The sequence below is a fragment of the Halovivax cerinus genome (genome assembly GCF_024498195.1).
In the GTDB taxonomy this organism is placed as follows: domain Archaea; phylum Halobacteriota; class Halobacteria; order Halobacteriales; family Natrialbaceae; genus Halovivax; species Halovivax cerinus.
This window is the reverse complement of sequence record NZ_CP101824.1, coordinates 1,577,225-1,594,880: the sequence shown is the minus strand read 5'-3', so window position 1 is coordinate 1,594,880 and position 17,656 is coordinate 1,577,225. Positions and strand designations below refer to the sequence as shown.

Below are 17,656 nucleotides of genomic sequence, written 5' to 3'. Positions count from 1 at the left end.
ATTATCACACCTGCTGGGGCATATCATCGTAATCACCGTATCCGGAATCCGAATACCCGGAGTCAGAGTACCCGGAGTCGGAATACCCAGCATCGTAATAGCTCAGGTCATCGTATGGGTCGTCACTGTACCCATCGTCGAGGTAGCCCTCGTCAAAGTACCCGCCGTCTATATAGAAGGGCCCGTCATCGTATCCAGCGTCCGAGTATCCCGAGTCCTGATAGTTCCAGTCCGTGTATCCGTCGTCCGTGTATCCAGTGTCCGAATACCCAGAGTCGGCATACCCGCCGTCGGTATAATTCAAGTTGTCGGCAGTTCCTTTTGTCTTTTTACCGTCATCATTGATCCAGATTATCTTGGAATCGTTTATCCAGACGGAGCCTTCAACCGCTTCTTCGACTGGCTCGCCAACATCAGCGGGAGCCTGCCGCTTGGTGCCGGCTTCGTCGATATAGTAGATGAACGATCCCTCGATCCAGATCGTCCCCGGTTCCTCGTTGGACGAATCTGATACCTCAGTACCCACGTATTCCCACACCGTGTCGTTTCCATCCACGAAGCGTAACGAATCACCGTCAATCCATATTGATCCTTGAGTGGACATATTAGGCCCCCACCCACTGATTAGTCCCGTTCGGAACCGTCAATCCACTCGCTTCCGACGTACCGAGAACCTGATCTCCCGGGCCGCCTGTCGGTAACATCTCACCTTCCTCAGGCTCGCCCACGACCATCGTGACGGTTTCGTAGTCGAAGAGCCCGGCCTCGTCGCCGACGACGAGCGTGATTTCGGCCTCGCCTGGATCTTGGAAGCCACAGTGTTCCCAGTTCGGTACGCCGGAGTCGGTCGTGTTACACCACTGGAGGGTATCTTGTTGGGAGTCGTCCTCCACCGAGTGGTCGTTTGCCCAAGCATAGTAGGCGATGTCTCGAGTGCTGGCGGAATTAACGACGGCCGAACACTCGAACGATTCGTCGGGCGCGACGAGAGACGGACAGTGAACCTCTTCGATGATCGGGTCGGTGCCGCCCTCCGGCCGTTCGAAGATGTCGTACACGCCATCCGATGGCGGGACGGCAGCGTCGTTGCCCACGAAACTATACCGTCCCAGAGCTGGATCGGGGGCTCTGTCGGGCTGTCCGAGCGGTTGGAGGGTTACCGTCATCGAGTGTTCCTCGTCCAGTAACGTCGATTGGACGGCGACGTCGATCGGTTCCGTATGAGTATCTGGATCGAGGTGGACCTCAAAGTGTACGAAGTGACCGGCAGGCGTTCCGATCGTAGATGGTTCGTATCCGGCGTCCCATGCGTTCTCCCCACCAGGCCGTTCGACCCCTCTTTCGTCGTCATTATCCTTCCAATCGATCCCTGCGAACAGATCGACCATCGTCACTCCGATCGAAACGGCCGCTCCGAATTGTGGAGCCGCTACGCCGATTCCAGTACCGGCTGTTCCGATCATAGCGAGCATCAAATCGACGGCGAAATCGTCGTTCACTGGGTCCTCTAGCAATGGCGTATTGGCCTGTATCTCGTCGGTGAGATCGATAGCCCTGTCGGTAATCGGTTCGTCGGGAGCGTCAGGGTCGAAGAGTGACCGAAACGCCATCGATTCTTCGTCAGAAAATGGGGAAGGCGTGTCGTAGAAGTAGTCGTTGCCCTCCTCTTCGACATCGATCCGAGAACATCCATCAACCGTCCGAGGGTCTTCGAGTTCGCCGTGTTCCTGCTCGTAGTGATTTACAAACGTAGCAAAATCATAGAACCCCATCGAATCAGTATCGTGTTCGATTAATAACGACCCGGTATCACTCTCGATATCGATTGAAGCATGATTTTTTGTATATAAACTACTCGTATTATCCATCGGGCAGGTGTAGTCGGGGGCGTATCCATAGTCACTCGAAAGACTCGCTGCAACCTGGTGCCCCTGGAGGGTAAACCGATGAGCCCACTCATCCTCGCCAGGGAGGTATCGAGCGCCGAAGTAACTCAGCACCTGCTGTGAGCATTTCCTCTCCTCTTCGAAGGTGTAGTCCATTACGGACCATACCGGAGTGGTAGCCTGGGGGAGTAGGTCGTCGCAATGGCCAATACCGTTGTCATCATCGCCGAATTCCTCGCCGAAGTTTGGCGTACAATCGGTATACGGTAAGATCCCGACGTCGGAGTTCACCTCGGCCGAGCCGGTCGCGGCGAGTCCGGTTCCGGTCCCGGCGACCGCGATTCCAGCCCCTGAGAGAGATCGCAAGACGGAGCGTCTGTTCACTTCACTGCTATTTTTCCCCATGGCACAATTTGAATAACGATAGCATATAATGTTTTGGAATGTTAAAATATACTGCACCATTAGATTTATTCATCAAAACTTCCGGGAAGTGCCACCCAACAAACCGTTTCTACTAACGAGTGTAGTTCTGTTTTTGTGCTCAGTCAAAATAGTTCAGATTTTTCACGAGAGGCCTGGAGCGGAGCGAGGAAAACGATCCCCAGCGGTCGACACGGATGAGGAAACTTACGGCGCGTAGTAGTACTCGCCCTCGCGTTTCTGTTCGCGGTCGAGTTGCGAGTCGGGTTTGTTGATCCGCGGGCGCTGTGTGCGCTCGTCCCGGCGGAACGTGATCTCTAAGTTCGAGAGGAAATCGTTCATGCCGCCGCGCATCGACTGGGGCCGGCCGGCGCGGCCGTGTGCGGCGGGTTCGCCGTCGAAGACCATCAGGCGGTCGGCCAGCAGGTCGATCGTGTAGATGTCGTGGTCGATGACGAGGACGGTGGCGTCCTGCTGTTCGGCGTATCGGCGGATCGCGCGCGTCGCCTGCACGCGCTGTTCGACGTCCAGGTGGGCGGAGGGCTCGTCGAGGAGGTAGAGATCCGCGGTGTCGGAGAGACACGCCGCGATGGCGACGCGTTGGCGCTCCCCGCCGGAGAGATCGTCTAGGTTCTGCTCCATGATCCGCTCTAGCTGCAGCGGCTTCGCGATCTCCGTGTTCCAGTACGACGAGCCGAACTGGTCGGTGATCGACGAGAGGAAGACGTCGACGCGCATCGGCTGGTCGATGGTGACGTATTGCGGTTTGTAGGAGATGTCGAGATCCAGGTCCAGGTCGTCGATCGCGCCACCCTCGGTCGCGTCGCCGGCCGTGACGCCCGCGTCCGGTCCGACCGCGTCGGGCTCGAGGTCGCCGGTCAACAGCTTCGCGAAGGTGGACTTCCCGATGCCGTTCGGGCCGACGATGCCGAGCACCTCGTTCTCGCGGATCTCGCCACCCTCGACGTCGAGTGCGAACTCGCCCTCGCCGTAGGACTTTCGGAGGTCGGGATAGGAGACGAGGGTGTCGCCGCGACTCTCGGTCCGCGGGGCGTGTTCTTCGAATTCGATCCGGTCGGGCCGGATGCGCATGTTCTCGTTCTCGAGGTAGCCCTTGAGGTACTCGTTGATGCCGTTACGAACCGATTTGGGGTCGGTGATCACACCGTAGGCGCCGGGTTCACCGTAGGCGACGTGGAGCGTGTCACAGAGCAGGTCGAGGATCGCGAGGTCGTGCTCGACGACCAGCATCGACTTGCCTTCCTCCTCCGCGAGTTCGCGCACGAGCCGCGCCGCAGTCACACGCTGGCCGATATCCAGATATGGCGTGATCTCGTCCAGGAAGTAGAAGTCCGCCTCGCGCGCGAGTGCTGCCGCGAGGGCGACCCGTTGTAGTTCCCCACCGGAGAGGTCGTCGATGGCCTGGTCCATGACGGGACGAATCGAGAGGCGATCGACGAGGTAGTCGAGTTCGCCGCGCTCGTCGGTGCGTTCGAGTAATTGCCGCGTGTTGCCGTCGAACTGATTAGGAATCTGATCGACGTACTGGGGTTTGCGCGCGACGGTCACGTCGCCGTCGCGGACGTCCGCGATGTAGTCCTGCAGTTCCGTCCCACGGTAGGCGTCGAGGACGGCCTCCCAGCCCGGCGGGTCGCCGTAGTTCCCCAGGTTGGGTTCGAGTTCGCCGGCGAGGATCCGCACGGCGGTCGTCTTCCCGATGCCGTTCGGTCCGAGTATCCCCGTGACCTGGCCCTCCTGGGGGACTGGCAGGCCGTACAGCGAGAAGGCGTTCTCGCCGTAGCGGTGGGCGGGATCGTCCTGTAACTCCTGGGGCAGGTTGATGATCTCGATCGCGTCGAAGGGACACTTCTCGACACAGATACCGCACGTCTCGCCCAGACAGATCTCCTCGGAGATGCGTACCTGGTCGGGCTGGCCCTCGTCTGCGTCCTCGCCGCGCAGTGTGATGCACTCCTTGCCCGTGCGATTGGGCGGGCAGTAGTTCTTGCACTCGTAGTTACACCGGTCTGGCGAGCAGCGATCCAGATCGACGACGGCGATGCTATCGTCGGCCATGTCAGTAGAGGGCGATCTCCGTCAGCAGGATTCCCCACGTCACGAACCAGAACGAGAAGATCATGAAGGAGATGAACAGGTAGTGTTTGAACCCGAGTTCGTCCTCGTCGTAGATCCCCGAGAGCTGGACCACCGCCATCTCCACCAGGATGGCTCCGAGCACGAACGCAAACGCCATCGTGTCCGACGCGGCCGCCTCCGTCGCCCCTACTTGCACGTACGAGAGGTAGCCGGCGACGACCCCCAGGAGTGCGCTGGAGGAGGTAACCCCGATCGAGCGGAGGTGGGTCCCTCGATCGCTGAGCGTTGCTGTCGACATACGGTGGTGTCCGTGATGCGTGGGCAAAAGCCGTTCGAAGTGACGTCGGTGCATCGTGACGACGAGAGTACGGTCCGTGTATCCCGATGCCGATACGTCCCCGGAAAGAGTTCAGCAATCGTGCCGACCCAGCAACTGGACGCGACCCTCGCCAGTACCGGTGTCAGTGGGTTAATACGGGTCCATCCTCACCGATCACGGGGTGCTATCGAAGTCATCACTGTCGGTTCGACCCGTCGTGTCTTCATACGTGATCGTGCCGCCCCCCATACCGAGAACGTCGATATTCGAAATTTCGATCTCGATCGGTCCCTGCTGGTTCCCCTGTGCCTCGTAGGTGATCGCGTTCGTTGCCGCGTCGTATCCGACACTCCTCGCAGACCCCTGGACCACCGTCACGTCGGCGTCCGTCAGTCCCGAGTAGTCGACCTGGCCCGATTCCTGCGGATCCGTCAGGTCGATCGTAAACTGGTCTTTGTTTTTGAGTGCGGTACCGTCGAGCGTGAACGTCTGTCGCTGCTCGGCCGCCGAGACGTCGCTCGCCTCGAATTGAGCCGGACCGGTTCCGCCACCACCGCCTCCCGTACAGCTGTAGGAGAACGTATAGGTGTACGACACATTCCCGATCGAAAACGATGAGGCCGCGGCGTCGGCGGTCACCGCGACCGTCGCCGTGCCGTCACCGCCGCCAGAACAGGTGAGTTCGAGGCCGGTGGTCGCACCCGGATCGAGGACGGAGTCGAAGCTGCTACTGATCGCGAGTGCACCCTTCGTATCGTCCACGATGACGGCCTGCGCCGACAGCGGATCGAACTGTTCGTTCCCATTGTTCGTGATCTCGATCACTACCGCATCGTTCTGATTGCTCGGCGTCTCGCCCGTCGGCTCGATGGCCAGTAGTGCCGAATCGATGGGTGCCGTCCCGACCGACACACCACGATCCGCCGACAGCGTGGAGAAGCCGAACGCGGGTCCGGTTACGAGCACGGCTCCAGCGACCACCAGCACCAGCCCCAGCGTCCGTAGTGTTCTCCCTGTCATACGCGTTCATCCTGCCAACCCGTCATGCGTGTTCGCGGCTCACGGCGGTCGCTCCATCTCGCCGAGGCGGTACCGCCGGCTCGTGAGGACGTGCGCGGCCGCCGAAACCGTCACGACACCGAGCACCAGTGCGGCCCACCCGAGCGGCGTGATCGGTTCGGTTGGGACGAGGTCGGCCCAGACGCCGGCCAGGACGGCGAAACCGAGGATCGACACGCCCAGGTAGTAAACGCCCCACGGGATCGAGTCCGGCGGGACGATGTCGAGGTAGATTTCGAGCGCGTCGGCCTCCGCGGTCAGTTCGATCGTGTGGTTCTCGAACTCGACGACGTCGGCTCGCTCCAGCGTCGGCAGGTGCGTCTGTTGCAACGCGGTGTAGACGCGCTTTCGTTCCGCAGACGTGAGCTCGGCGACGTCCTTGTCGAGTTCCCACGCGGCGACTTGTTCTGCGAGTTCGCCGAGTTCGACGGGTTCGTCCACCTGTTTGCAGTAGTGGATCGTGTACCGCCGACGGCGGTTGCTCAACAGGTCGAAGACGTCCCCGCGACTCACCTGTGACGCTGTCATTCGTCGCTCACCCTTCCCCCGAAGGTATCGAGAGAAAGATAGGTCTCGTAGATATTAATGTGTTTGGGCCGATACGCACCTCAGCTTCAGATATTGGCGTTCAAGACCCGCTTGAAGCACGTTCTGGGAAACCGTTCGACCGTTCCGGTTGCTCAATACAATGTGGGTAGGGTGGCTGATGACGAACGAGAACCGCGTCGAGCGGGGCCGGCCCGCGAGGGACGTGGGGGACATACCAATGAGAATGAATCGACGAAACGTACTGGTCGGACTGGGTGGCATCGTAGCGAGTGGCGGCGCACTACTGGGAACGGGCGCGTTTAGCACCGTCGAAGCACAGCGAACGGTCACGGTCGACACGGCCGGCGACGCCTCGGCGCTCATCGCGCTCAATGAAGGCTCGTCTAGCATGGTCACGACCGACGGGGACGGTCTCCTGCAGATCGATCTGAGTGGGAGCAACTGGAACGACGCCAGCGGGGTCAACAGCGACGCGACGATCACGATCACTGACGCGTTCACGGTCGAGAACAACAGCGACGATCCCGTCGACATCTCGTTCAGCGACGACGGGTCGGACGTCGGCCTGACGCTGACGCCATCGACTGCGAGCCTCCAGGCCTCCGCGAGTGACGATTCGGACCAGCAATCGTTCGATCTCGAGGTCGATACGAGCGGCGCAGCGACCGACGCCACGTTCGACGTGACGCTGACGATCACGGCGACGAACACGGCCTAACCGCGCGAGGAGGTCCGACAACTCCCGCGAATCGGGTACACTCCGGCGTGATGAGCCGAGTCCGTAGGCACACGGACGAGCGACAGGTGACCGGCTGGCGAGATCGCGGACCGGTCAGGTGTGAAGCCTGCACTCCGAACGGACTCACAGACCGGGCTGTCTCGTGATCGACGCTCGAAACTGCGGTACCGGATACCGTCGATCGACAGCAGAGAGAGAGAGAATTGCGGGACGAACGCGCACGAAAATACGAGAAACACATGAACCGGCTGCTCGGGTCACTGGCTGCACTGGCCATCCTCTCGGTCCTGTTGGCGGCCCCGACAGCCGCCGTCACGCTCGACGACACCGATACCACCGATACAACTTCGGCCGTCGAACTCGACCCGACGAGTTCGTACGCCAGCGTCGAAGACGGCGAGCTCGCGCTCGACTTCGACCGTCTCAACGCCGCCGCGACGACGAACGTCGACGACGCCTTCGAGATAACGGTTCACGACGCGTCGGCGGAACGGATCTGGATCGCCCACCAGCTGCCGGGGGTAACGTTCTACCTGGACGGCGAGCCGGCGAACGAGATCGACGCCAGGAGACCGCTCGTCGTCGATCCAGGCGAGTCGGTCACGGTCGGCGTCTCGATAGACACGCACGACGCGCCGACGGGGACGGAGACGTTCTCCGTCGTCGTCACCACCGACGAAACCGACGCGGCCGCACCGACGCCAGGCCCGCTCGTGGTCACGAACGCGTCCGTCTCGACCACGAACGCGACCGTCGGCGAGCCGGTGACCGTGACCGCGACCGTCACCAACCCCGGCACCATCCCCACGACCGACACGATCGACATCGCTATCGATGGGATGGCCGTCGACGATCGGCGAGTGCGTCTTTCGCCCGGCGGGGAACGGACAGTCGAGTTTTCGTGGACGCCGCAGGACGCCGGCGTCTACGGAGTCAGCGTCGGGAACGCGTCGGCCGGAACCGTCGCCGTCTCCGACGCGACGGGACCGTCGTTCGAATCGATCGACCTCTCCTCGCCGTTGACGGCGGCCGTCGCGCCGCCGGCCGGCCTCTCACTCCTCGTTCTGGGGCGAGCCGTGAGGGGCCGAAGACGGTAAGGATGTCCCGGTCGACAGTCGAACTCGACGGACGGGGGAACTCGTGATAGACGCAGACGTGGGGCGACGCGCCCTCGGCACGGTGTTCGCGATCGTCGTAGCCGCGCTGATCCTCGGGCAGGTTCTGGGTCAGCCGATCCTGCTCGGGTACGTCGCCTCCGGAAGCATGGAGCCCGCGATGGACACCGGCGATGGCTTCGTCGCGGTGCCGGCCGGCCTCGGTGGCGAGGTCTCCGACGGCGACGTGATCGTCTACGAGGCCCGCGAGGTCAACGACGGCGAACTGACGACCCACCGCGTGATCGAAGAGACCGACGAGGGATACGTGACGAAAGGGGACGCGAACCCGTTCACCGACCAGGACGGTGGGGAACCGTACGTGACCGACGGACAGGTAGTCGCCACGGCACTCCAGGTTCACGGAACCGTCGTGACGATCCCCCACCTCGGAACGGTCGTGATGGGCGTTCGATCGGTGCTGCTTGGCGTCCTCGGTGCGGTCGCCGGCGCGCTCGGCCTGGAAAGCGGACAAGGTGGCGTCGACGCCGACGGGGCGGGTGCACTCCTCGTCGGGCTCGGCGTCGGGCTGCTCGGGTTCGGTGTCGTCTTCGACCGGGCGGAGCCGCCAAAGCGCGACCGGTTCCGCCAGACGACGCGCCGGAACGTGATCGCCATCTGGTCCGTGGTCGGAATCGTCCTCCTCGTCCTCGCGACGGCTGCGACCGCGGCGATGGTCGTTCCGTCGGGAACGACGGCCTACGAGGTGGTGAGTACCGACGACCCGAGCGACGAACCGCAGGTGATGGAACCGGGGGCGAGCGCCGACCTCACCCGTACCGTCGACAACGCAGGATACGCGCCGATCGTCGTCGTCACGGAACCCGCGAGCGACGGGGTGACCGCCGAACCCGATCGACAGGTGGTCGGCGGCCGGTCCGACGGCGAGACGACCATCACGCTCTCGGCTCCCGAGCGTCAGGGAACGTCCCTTCGAACGGTCAGCGAGTACCGCTACCTGCTCGTCCTACCACCGGTGCTTCTCGGGTGGCTCCACGGGGTACACCCGTATCTCGCCGTCACAGCCGTCGACGCGGTCGTCGTCGGTGTCGGCGTCCTCGCGATCCTCGCCCTGTTCGGCACCGGCGACATCAGGGTGCGAAACCCCGGATCGCACGTCCCGTTCTCGAGACGAATCCGTCGGAAACTCGAAAAGTGGCTGGACTGACCGCCCGATTTCGCTGGGTTCGGAGCCAAGAGGCCAGTACGGTTATCAGTTCGAAGTTCGTATACGTTCCCACGTCGGGGGTCCCGGCTGGGAACCGGGGTACGGACTCGTGACGGTACGAGTCCCGACGGGGATGGACAATGATCGACAATCCACGCATCGACCTGCTCGTTGCCAGACACGGGCGAACGCTCGTCATCGCGCTCGCCGTCTGTGGCGTGCTCGCGCTCGCGGTGAGCGGCTGGGCCGTCGCATCGCCCGAGACGACTACGACCACACAAGTGGCCGACACCGAACGGGTCTCGACGACCGTCGGCACGCAAGCGGTCGTCGAGAGCGACGGGCTCTGGTCCGAAGGGACCGTCCTCGAGAACGAACCGGTCTACCTCACGAACGCGACGAGCACGGTGACGCTCAGGCCCGAGACGACCGTGCCGACGGCTGAGTCGACCGTCGGCCACGACGTCACCCTCCGGTACGAAGCGACGCGCGACGACACCACGTTCTGGAACGAAACCGAACCGCTCACCAGGCAGTCGCCCACGGTGACCGACGGAATCGCCCGAAGCAGTGTCGACGTCGACGTCGAATCCGTCCGCGAGCGCCTCGACGAAATCGAACGCGAACTCGCCGGGGTGGGGAGCGTCGACGCCGTCGTGGCCGTCGAGACGCGCTACGACACGGGGACGAACGCGGACTCGTTCACGATCGAATCCAGGATCGGCGTGACCGAACGAGCGTTCTGGCTCGACCAGCCAGTGCCGAGCGACGAGCGAACACACCCCCAGCACGTCCAGGTCACGGAAACGGAACCACGGACGGCCCTCGCTGGTCTCTTCGCCCTCGTCGGAACGATTTCGCTCGCCGGCGCCTGGGGTCTCGGTCGGCGCCAGCCGATCGACGAGACGGCGGCGCGGCGGGCCGTCCACGAGCGACGCTACGCGGAGTGGATCTCACGCGGGTCCATTCCCATGTGGCTCGGGGAACACCACATCGCGCTTGACACGCTCGAAGACGTCGTCGACGTCGCCATCGACACCAGCGAGCGCGTCGTCCACGACCGCCAGCGGGGCCTGTTCGCGGTCGTCACCGACGACGTCGTCTACTACTATACGGACCGCGGACTCTGGGAAGAGACCGCCTGGCCCTCCATCGACCTGGACGACGACGCAGGCGGACCGGAGCCACCGAGCGGCGCGCCTCCGTCGGCGCCAGAGGCCGCCACGGGAGTGGGCGACGGGCCACCGGCCGACATGGCCACCGACATCGATCCGGACGACGAAGACGCCTGGCGACAACTCTAGCCCCACCGCCGTGCCGGGGCACTGGGACTCACCGGGACCCCACTGGACTCCACGTTGTGATACATGCATCACTGCATCAGGCAGTTACAGGAGTGACCCGACCAGGAAGCGATAGTGTGCCAGAGCCGTGGCCGACCTGACCCGGCTCGGCTGCACCGATGCGTACGACTCGGTAGTATTACCCGATATAGCTTTCAAATCTAACAGGAAAACGGGTCGAGATGGTCAACTTTTAAGGCTCTGGAGTGTTTCGAATCGTAACGATGGAAGCGAAGGAATCGACCGAACTCGGTGACTGTCCCCCCAGCGCCAAACTCGTTTTCAAGGTACTGGAGTACGACGGGCCGCTCACGCAAAAGCAGATCGTCGAAGAATCGATGCTATCGGCCCGAACCGTCCGCTACGCGCTCGAACGACTCGAGGAGATCGGCCTCGTCGACGAAGACATCTACTTCGCCGACGCCCGACAGAGCCTCTACCGACTCGAAGAACCCGTCGCAGCGGACGGCGGCCTCGACGGCAGTACGACCGAAGACGCCTGCTGCGCGGAGTAACGCGCGCTCGTCTCGACTGCTCCCGACCCCCCGATTTCTGCTGTTCCGACGAGCCGACCGAAGCGAACGGCTTCGAGTCCCACGATCGGCCACTCGACAGCACCAGCAACAGACGGGAAAGGCGGTACAGTTAACCGGGCGGCCCGCCGGCCACAGAACATGAACCTCGATCCGGACCGACTGCCGCGCTGGGGCTGGATGACCGCCGGTCTGGTCGTGATGGCTCTCGTCTCGAACGTGCTCAACGTACTCGTCTTCTACCCACTCGGGCTACCCGTCGCCTACAGCGCCGTCACCGTCATCGCGTCGATGGCCCCGGTGATCGTCTACGTCGACGTGTGGCACGACGAGGACAAGCGCTCGTACTGGTCCCACGATCGACTCCGCGTCGCGAGCGACGTCGTCTTCGTCGTCCTCGGAACGCTCGTCGGCGCGTCGATCGTCCTCCTCTCACTCGCAGAGACCGGCCTCCCAAGACTCCCGACCGAACTACTCGCTATGCTCGCTGGCCTGCTCGCCGGGTGGGCCCTGTTCTACGTGCGCAATTCGGACCTCTACTTTCAGACCGGTGACGACGGTCGCGGTCGGTAGACACCCCGTCACCCGTGAGTGGCAGTCCAGAGAGACACTCCGCGGTTCTCACTCGCGTCGCTCGTTCCGAACCGCGCGCCTCTCCTCACGGGTCGCCTCGCTCCCCGTTCGCTACTACGCGATTCTCACTCGCTTCGCTCGTTCCGAACCGCGCGCCTCTCCTCACGGGTCGCTTCGCTCCCCGTTCGCTACTACGCGATTCTCACTCGCTTCGCTCGTTCCGAACCGCGCGCCTCTCCTCACGGGTCGCTTCGCTCCCCGTTCGCTACTACGCGATTCTCACTCGCTTCGCTCGTTCCGAACCGCGCGCCTCTCCTCACGGGTCGCTTCGCTCCCCGTTCGCTACTACGCGATTCTCACTCGCTTCGCTCGTTCCGAACCGCGCGCCTCTCCTCACGGGTCGCTTCGCTCCCCGTTCGCTACTACGCGGTTCTCACTCGCTTCGCTCGTTCCGAACCGCGCTGTCTACGACACAACAGTAATCGGCTCCGTGTGATCGATCGCGTCCTCGAGTTCGTCTGCGATCGCGCTCCCGCGCGAGACCTGTATCTCACCGCCGCGACTCACCGTCGCGGTGAAGAGGTACTCGCCGTTGGCCTGGACTTCGACGGTTTCGCCGTCGTGACCCTCGACCGGGATGACGACGTGTCGGGAGGTGATCTCGGGCTGGACGAGCTGGCCGTCGGGTTGCCCACCGGATGGGCCACCACCGCCGGAGGTGGGTTCATCGACACCGGCCCCGCCGCCGTCTCCGTAGTGGGGGTTCTCGTCGTGGGTGCGGACGTCGATGTCGATCCCGAGTCGGTTCTCGACGTCGGTGATCCGGCCGCCACCCTTGCCGATGACCGAGGAGATGTCGTCCTCCTCCACGTAGACGACGGCCTTGTTCTGGCTCTTGAGACGGACGTCGACGTAGCCCCGGGCGATCGAGCGGATCTCGCGTTCGATCTCGCCTTTGGCGATGCGGTCGACCCCCGAATCGCGAGCGCCGGGACCATCTTCCTCGTCGTCGAGTGGGACCGTGACGACCTGTCGATTGAACGTGTAGATCTCGTAGGCGGGGTCGCCCGTCTGGAAGTCCGTCACCTGGATGACCGGCCGTGCGAGGTCCTCCTCGGTCAGGCCCGCAGGAACCTTGACGGTCGTCCGGACGTCGTAGACGGTGTCGATAGCACCCGCATCGACGTAGACCACCGTATCGGCGATCTGCGGGATCATGCCGAGTTCGACCCGACCGACGAGGCGCTGGAGCGCGTCGATCGGACGCGTCGCGTGGACGACGCCGATCATCCCGACGCCGGCCAGGCGCATGTCCGCGAAGACCTCGAAGTCGTCGGTCTTCCTGACCTCGTCGTAGATGGTGTAGTCCGGCCGGACCATCAGGAGGGCGTCGGCCGTCTTGTCCATTCGGCCGCCAAGCGCCGTGTACTGCGTGATCTCCGGGCCGACCTGGAGGTCTCGCGGTTTCTCCATCGTCTTCACCGCGTTGTCGTGTGTCTCGAGGTAGCGCGCGACGGCCTGTGCGAGCGTCGACTTCCCAGCGCCCGGCGAGCCGGAGATGAGGACGCCTCGCTGACGTTCGAGCAAGCGCTCTTTCAGCTCGTCGGCGTGGTCGTAGTCCTCGAGGTCGGTCTGGGCGATCGGGCGCACGGCCGTGATCTCGATGCCGTCGGAAAACGGCGGCCGAGCGACCGCGATGCGGTAGTCGCGAAACTGGACGATCTTCATCCCCGGCTCCGAGAGTTCGATGAAGCCGTCGGGGGACTCCTTGGCGCCGTCGACCACATCGCGTGCCCACTCGTCCATCGTCGCCTCGTCCGTCGGCTCGTCTGCGATCTCCTCGTATCGCATCTCGCCGAGCGCGCCTCGCTTGGCCTTCGGAATCGTGTCCGTCTTGAGGTGGACGCTCATCGTCTCGTCGTCGAAGAAGTCCTCGATCGTGAGTGCCCCGACGTCGCGTGATTTCGGCGAGATGTACTCGACAGTGAGGCCCTTCGCCTTCGCGACCTCGGCCTGGACGACGTCGCTCGTGACGAACGTCGCGTCGCGTTCCTCGGCCAGATCGCGAATGAGTGCGTCGATCTCGCCCTCCGAGGCGCGGCCGCGCTCGCCGGCCGTCGGGCGCTCACCGACGTACTCGAGGTCGATCCGCCCGTCCTCGGCCAGCGAGGCGAGCCGGTCGAGTTCCGAGAGCCCCTCCCAACCGCTGTCGAGGCCGTCGTTCGCCTGCGCCTCCAGCTCGGCCACGACGGCTTCGGGAACCGATACCGTCGCCTCCGCGAACGACCCGTCCTCGACCGACGCGGAGACGCGGCCGTCGATGACCACGCTGGTGTCCGGGACGACGTGCATATACCAGACCGTTCGCCTCGGACGGGTAAAAACGTGCGGAAGAACCACCGAAGCGAACCGGACGGTGCCGAACCGACGCGCCCGGGGTCGAGGCCGGAGAATCCGCGCTACGGAGACTGGCGACCCGCAGTTCGAGATCGGACCAGCGACTCGATCGGACGTCAGACGCCGTCGACGCACCCGTCGGACCGGTCACCACCGTCGATCTCGGCGAGTACCTCGTCGAAGCGGGGCACGAAGACGCGAAAGCCGGCGTCCGTCGCGATCCGACGACCCTCCGTGAGGTGGTCACGAGCGGTCGACGCGTCGCCCGCTTCGTGTTCGAGGCGACCGAGTTCGCACAGCGCGACGAGCAGCGCCTCGGTCGTGAGACCGCGGGCACGGTCGACCGTCGATTCGAGGGTCTCACGGGCGGATTGCAGTTCGCCAGCAGCCACCTGCGCCGCACCGTGCGTGGCGGCGAGTTTGACCTCGGTGACCGTGACGTGCTCCGGGATCGTCTCTCTGCCCTCGAGACAGAGTTCTAGCGCTTCGTCGACGTCTCCCGCCGCCAACAGCGTCTGCGCGAGACGGTTCATCCGGAGGTACAGGACCCGCTGGGTCTCGGAGTCCGGGACGAGATCCAGCCCCGCCCGACCCAGTTCGATCGCCCGATCCAGTTCGCCACGTTCCCGTTCTACGGCCCCCATGACCGACTTGCAGGCCCCGATGTGTCGCGTGAAGTCGTGTTCGACGGCGAGGTCGAGCGCCCGATCGAGGTGCGTCTCGGCGCGGTCGAAATCGGCGGCGAGGAAGTGTGCCTCCCCGAGACCCCACTCGACGAGCGTGATTCGATTCGTGACCTCGGTTCCATCGACGAGGTCGAGCGCTCGTTCGAACCCCGCTATCGAGGGTTCCAGACGGCCGACTTCTCGATCGATGAGGCTCTCGTTACAGATGGCGAGCGCCAGCCCGTCCCGATCGTCGATGCGCTCGGCGATCTCGCGAACGTCGGCGTACCGTTCGCGCGCCGTCCCGTACTCACCTCGCCACTGGGCGAAGACCGCGCGGTTCATCTTCGAGAGGACGAGCGCCGAGACGTTCCCCGTCCGTTCGGCCAGTTCGTCGCAGCGCTCCAGCGCGTCGACGGCCCGGTCGTAGTCCCCGGTTCGGCCGTACGCGATGGCGAGATCGCTGAGCGCGCTCGCCAGTTCCCGCGCGTGGCCAGTGTCCTCGAGTAACGTGACGCCACGCTCGTTGAGTCCGACAGACCGGTCCAACTCGCCGAGTTTCGTGTAACAGGTCCCGAGATTCTTATACGCCCGGCCGAGCGAGACGGTGCAGTCGATCTCGGCGGCGCGGTCGCGCAACCGCTCGTGGTGGGCGATCGCCTCCTCGTACTGTCCGCGACCGAAGTACGCGCTCCCGAGGTAGTCCGTGAGTCGACAGACTTCCGGCGTGACGTCGTCCTCGCCGACTGCGAGCCCCGCCTGGGCGTACTCTTCGGCGTCGTCGTACCGGCTGCTCTCGAAGGCCATCTTCGCCTGGTACCGGTAGCTGCGACGGATCCGTTCCGGGTCGTCGGTCCGCTCACGGACGTACCGAAACTGTCGATCCGCCTCGCCGTACTCGCCCCGCGTGGCGTGGATGTCGCCGAGCCCCTCGAGAAGATCCAGGACGGCCGCCTCCCGGTCGAGTTCCCTGGCGAGGGAGAGGGCTCGCTCGTAGTGTTCGACCGCCACGTCGTGTGCGTACACCTCGGTCGCGTCCCCGGCCGCGCGTCGGTACCACTCGAGGGCGCGATCGGCGTCACCGGCCCGCTCGTAGTGCGACGCGACGGTAGCCGGCGGAGTCGACTCGTCATCGGCCAAGTACGCAGCGGCCCCCTCGTGGAGCGACTGCCGCCGGTCGTCGGCGATCGAGGCGAGGGCCGTCGACCGGAGCACCTCGCTTCGAAATCGAAGCGTGTCGTCGTCCCGGACCCAGATGCCACCGTCGACGAGGAGGTCGACCCGCTCGCGAACCGTCGGCTCCGGACGCGACGAGATCGCGAGCAGCCCGTCGATGGTGATCGGGTCGTCGAGCACCGCGCCGACGGCCACCACCCCGTACGTCTCGTCGTCGAGTCTGGAGAAGCGCCGGTCGATCGTCGTCTCGACCACGTCCGGAATCTCGGCGTCGTCGACCGCGTCCGGGTAGCGATCCACGCGGGGATCGAGCGCGCCGGACTCGAGCAACGCCGCGACCGTCTCGACGACGAAGAGCGCGTTCCCGCCCGTTCGCTCGTAGACGGCGTCGACGAACGATTGGGGGACGCCCCGGCGGGTTACTTCGGCCTCGACGAGCTCGCCGGTTCGCTCCCGGTCGAAGGGGTCGAGCGCGAGTTCGACGACGTGGTCCATCGCCACTCGCTCCGCGAGTCGCCGGTCCAGTGGCGTCTCGTCCGCGACCCCAGACGGGCGGTAGGTGGCGACGAGGAGCACCGGAACGTCCGAGAGCTCCTCGCAGACGTGCGCGAGCAGGTCGACCGTCGCGGCGTCGGCCCACTGCAGATCCTCGATCACGAGTACCGTCGGCGTGTTCCGGGCGTGATCGGCGAGTGTCGCCGACACCGTCGAGTAGAGGGCGGCGCGCTGGGTCCGGTACATCTCGGCGTCCGCCGCTTTCGCCCACCCGTCGGCGAACGGCGACTCGTCCGCGGCGCCGATCGCGCCCTCGATCGCGTCCCGGAGGGGTCCGTACGCGTCGGCTCCGGTTCGAGTACTCCGCCCGACGAGCACGTCCGCGCCCGATTCGCGAGCCCGTTCGGCGAACGCCTCCACCAGTGTCGTCTTGCCGACGCCGGCCTCTCCGGAGACGATCACGGTCGCTGGCTCGCCGTCGAGCGTCTTCTCGAAGGTGCTCCGGAGGCGGGAGCGTTCGTCGGACCGGTCGACGATGTCGTCGGACTCGGCCGGCAGATACAGGTCGCCGGAGGGGGCGCGTCTGACGAGCGCTTCGGCGATGGAGCGATCGAACCGCTCGGGAACATCGCCGAGGCGACACTCGGCGGTTTCATCACGTTCGTGAACCGTCACGGGCAGTTCGCCCACCGCGTCCGTCCGTTCCGTCGCACGTCGTCGACCCGAACCCGTCAATCGATACAGGCTCCGCTCGCCTGACCGGTCCGCGACGGTGCCGGTCGTCTCGTCGACCAGCCCGTTCCCCGTGAGCGTCGACAGGGCCGAGAGGAGCGTCAGCCGGTCGGCCACGGTCCCGGAGAGCCCGATCACGTCGCCGAGTTCCGAGACGGTCGCCCCCGCCGTGCATTCGTCGGCACCGCACTGCTCGCGAAGGGCGAGGAGGACCAGGTCCTCGACGCTATACGCCGTCATCGACCGAATGTGGCCGCGAACTCACATAAAACTGCGTGACCGTGAGACGACTGACCGCCGAACGGCGGCGCGAACGCGACGCCAGATCGCCGCCAGTCGCGCGGTCGT

The 17,656-nt window shown here is 64.4% G+C and carries 14 protein-coding genes; 6 read left to right on the top strand and 8 right to left on the bottom strand.

Translation table 11 applies throughout. The features are described 5' to 3' along the window. Window positions 1–4: 4 nt before the first annotated feature. The 6 genes from NO366_RS07270 to NO366_RS07245 form a co-directional block, all read right to left on the bottom strand. Window positions 5–556 (bottom strand): hypothetical protein, encoded by a 552-nt coding sequence (locus tag NO366_RS07270; protein WP_256533665.1) that lies wholly within the window; start codon window positions 554–556, stop codon window positions 5–7. 49 nt (window positions 557–605) lie between these two features. Beyond that, window positions 606–2,291: a hypothetical protein gene (locus NO366_RS07265; protein ID WP_256533664.1), complete on the bottom strand. Its 1,686-nt coding sequence runs from the start codon at window positions 2,289–2,291 to the stop codon at window positions 606–608. A 225-nt stretch (window positions 2,292–2,516) separates the two neighbouring features. Further along, the gene (locus tag NO366_RS07260; RefSeq protein ID WP_256533663.1) at window positions 2,517–4,385 is read right to left on the bottom strand and encodes a ribosome biogenesis/translation initiation ATPase RLI; all 1,869 of its coding nucleotides are present in this window, start codon (window positions 4,383–4,385) and stop codon (window positions 2,517–2,519) included. A gap of 1 nt (window position 4,386) precedes the next feature. After that, window positions 4,387–4,704 (bottom strand): EMC6-like membrane protein, encoded by a 318-nt coding sequence (locus NO366_RS07255; protein WP_256533662.1) that lies wholly within the window; start codon window positions 4,702–4,704, stop codon window positions 4,387–4,389. A 195-nt stretch (window positions 4,705–4,899) separates the two neighbouring features. Then, window positions 4,900–5,745, bottom strand: a complete 846-nt coding sequence (locus NO366_RS07250) for a hypothetical protein (RefSeq protein ID WP_256533661.1) — start codon at window positions 5,743–5,745, stop codon at window positions 4,900–4,902. 39 nt (window positions 5,746–5,784) lie between these two features. Next, on the bottom strand, window positions 5,785–6,312 hold the full coding sequence (locus NO366_RS07245; RefSeq protein WP_256533660.1) for a DUF7344 domain-containing protein: 528 nt from the start codon (window positions 6,310–6,312) through the stop codon (window positions 5,785–5,787). Window positions 6,313–6,550: 238 nt separating this feature from the next. Between NO366_RS07245 and NO366_RS07240 the strand changes: the two genes are divergently transcribed. The 6 genes from NO366_RS07240 (at window position 6,551) to NO366_RS07215 (ending at window position 11,843) form a co-directional block, all read left to right on the top strand. After that, window positions 6,551–7,051: a hypothetical protein gene (locus NO366_RS07240; RefSeq protein ID WP_256533659.1), complete on the top strand. Its 501-nt coding sequence runs from the start codon at window positions 6,551–6,553 to the stop codon at window positions 7,049–7,051. Between the two features lie 260 nt (window positions 7,052–7,311). Then, a complete protein-coding gene (locus NO366_RS07235) occupies window positions 7,312–8,169 on the top strand; it encodes a CARDB domain-containing protein (RefSeq protein WP_256533658.1) in 858 nt (285 codons plus the stop codon). Between the two features lie 43 nt (window positions 8,170–8,212). Then, window positions 8,213–9,394 carry a signal peptidase I gene (locus tag NO366_RS07230; protein WP_256533657.1) on the top strand — a complete coding sequence of 394 codons (1,182 nt, stop codon included), beginning with the start codon at window positions 8,213–8,215 and terminating at the stop codon, window positions 9,392–9,394. 140 nt (window positions 9,395–9,534) lie between these two features. Beyond that, complete coding sequence (locus NO366_RS07225) at window positions 9,535–10,698, top strand: DUF5305 domain-containing protein (RefSeq protein ID WP_256533656.1); 1,164 nt, start codon at window positions 9,535–9,537, stop codon at window positions 10,696–10,698. A 263-nt stretch (window positions 10,699–10,961) separates the two neighbouring features. Beyond that, window positions 10,962–11,252, top strand: coding sequence for a winged helix-turn-helix domain-containing protein (locus tag NO366_RS07220; RefSeq protein WP_256533655.1), 291 nt, complete (start codon window positions 10,962–10,964; stop codon window positions 11,250–11,252). Window positions 11,253–11,411: 159 nt separating this feature from the next. Continuing rightward, window positions 11,412–11,843: a hypothetical protein gene (locus NO366_RS07215; protein ID WP_256533654.1), complete on the top strand. Its 432-nt coding sequence runs from the start codon at window positions 11,412–11,414 to the stop codon at window positions 11,841–11,843. A 465-nt stretch (window positions 11,844–12,308) separates the two neighbouring features. On the opposite strand, the gene NO366_RS07210 is transcribed toward NO366_RS07215, so the two are convergent. Beyond that, entirely contained in the window at window positions 12,309–14,195 is a 1,887-nt protein-coding gene (locus NO366_RS07210) for a PINc/VapC family ATPase (RefSeq protein WP_256533653.1), read from the bottom strand. 161 nt (window positions 14,196–14,356) lie between these two features. Next, a complete protein-coding gene (locus NO366_RS07205) occupies window positions 14,357–17,548 on the bottom strand; it encodes an ATP-binding protein (protein ID WP_256533652.1) in 3,192 nt (1,063 codons plus the stop codon). Window positions 17,549–17,656: the final 108 nt, after the last annotated feature.

What these genes read in the sequence shown, in the direction of transcription:
- NO366_RS07205 (WP_256533652.1), bottom strand. Translation starts at nt 17,548, where the DNA reads ATGACGGCGTATAGCGTCGAGGACCTGGTCCTCCTCGCCCTTCGCGAG.
- NO366_RS07220 (WP_256533655.1), top strand. Translation starts at nt 10,962, where the DNA reads ATGGAAGCGAAGGAATCGACCGAACTCGGTGACTGTCCCCCCAGCGCC.
- NO366_RS07245 (WP_256533660.1), bottom strand. Translation starts at nt 6,312, where the DNA reads ATGACAGCGTCACAGGTGAGTCGCGGGGACGTCTTCGACCTGTTGAGC.
- NO366_RS07240 (WP_256533659.1), top strand. Translation starts at nt 6,551, where the DNA reads ATGAGAATGAATCGACGAAACGTACTGGTCGGACTGGGTGGCATCGTA.
- NO366_RS07235 (WP_256533658.1), top strand. Translation starts at nt 7,312, where the DNA reads ATGAACCGGCTGCTCGGGTCACTGGCTGCACTGGCCATCCTCTCGGTC.
- NO366_RS07255 (WP_256533662.1), bottom strand. Translation starts at nt 4,704, where the DNA reads ATGTCGACAGCAACGCTCAGCGATCGAGGGACCCACCTCCGCTCGATC.
- NO366_RS07260 (WP_256533663.1), bottom strand. Translation starts at nt 4,385, where the DNA reads ATGGCCGACGATAGCATCGCCGTCGTCGATCTGGATCGCTGCTCGCCA.
- NO366_RS07265 (WP_256533664.1), bottom strand. Translation starts at nt 2,291, where the DNA reads ATGGGGAAAAATAGCAGTGAAGTGAACAGACGCTCCGTCTTGCGATCT.
- NO366_RS07210 (WP_256533653.1), bottom strand. Translation starts at nt 14,195, where the DNA reads ATGCACGTCGTCCCGGACACCAGCGTGGTCATCGACGGCCGCGTCTCC.
- NO366_RS07250 (WP_256533661.1), bottom strand. Translation starts at nt 5,745, where the DNA reads ATGACAGGGAGAACACTACGGACGCTGGGGCTGGTGCTGGTGGTCGCT.
- NO366_RS07215 (WP_256533654.1), top strand. Translation starts at nt 11,412, where the DNA reads ATGAACCTCGATCCGGACCGACTGCCGCGCTGGGGCTGGATGACCGCC.
- NO366_RS07225 (WP_256533656.1), top strand. Translation starts at nt 9,535, where the DNA reads ATGATCGACAATCCACGCATCGACCTGCTCGTTGCCAGACACGGGCGA.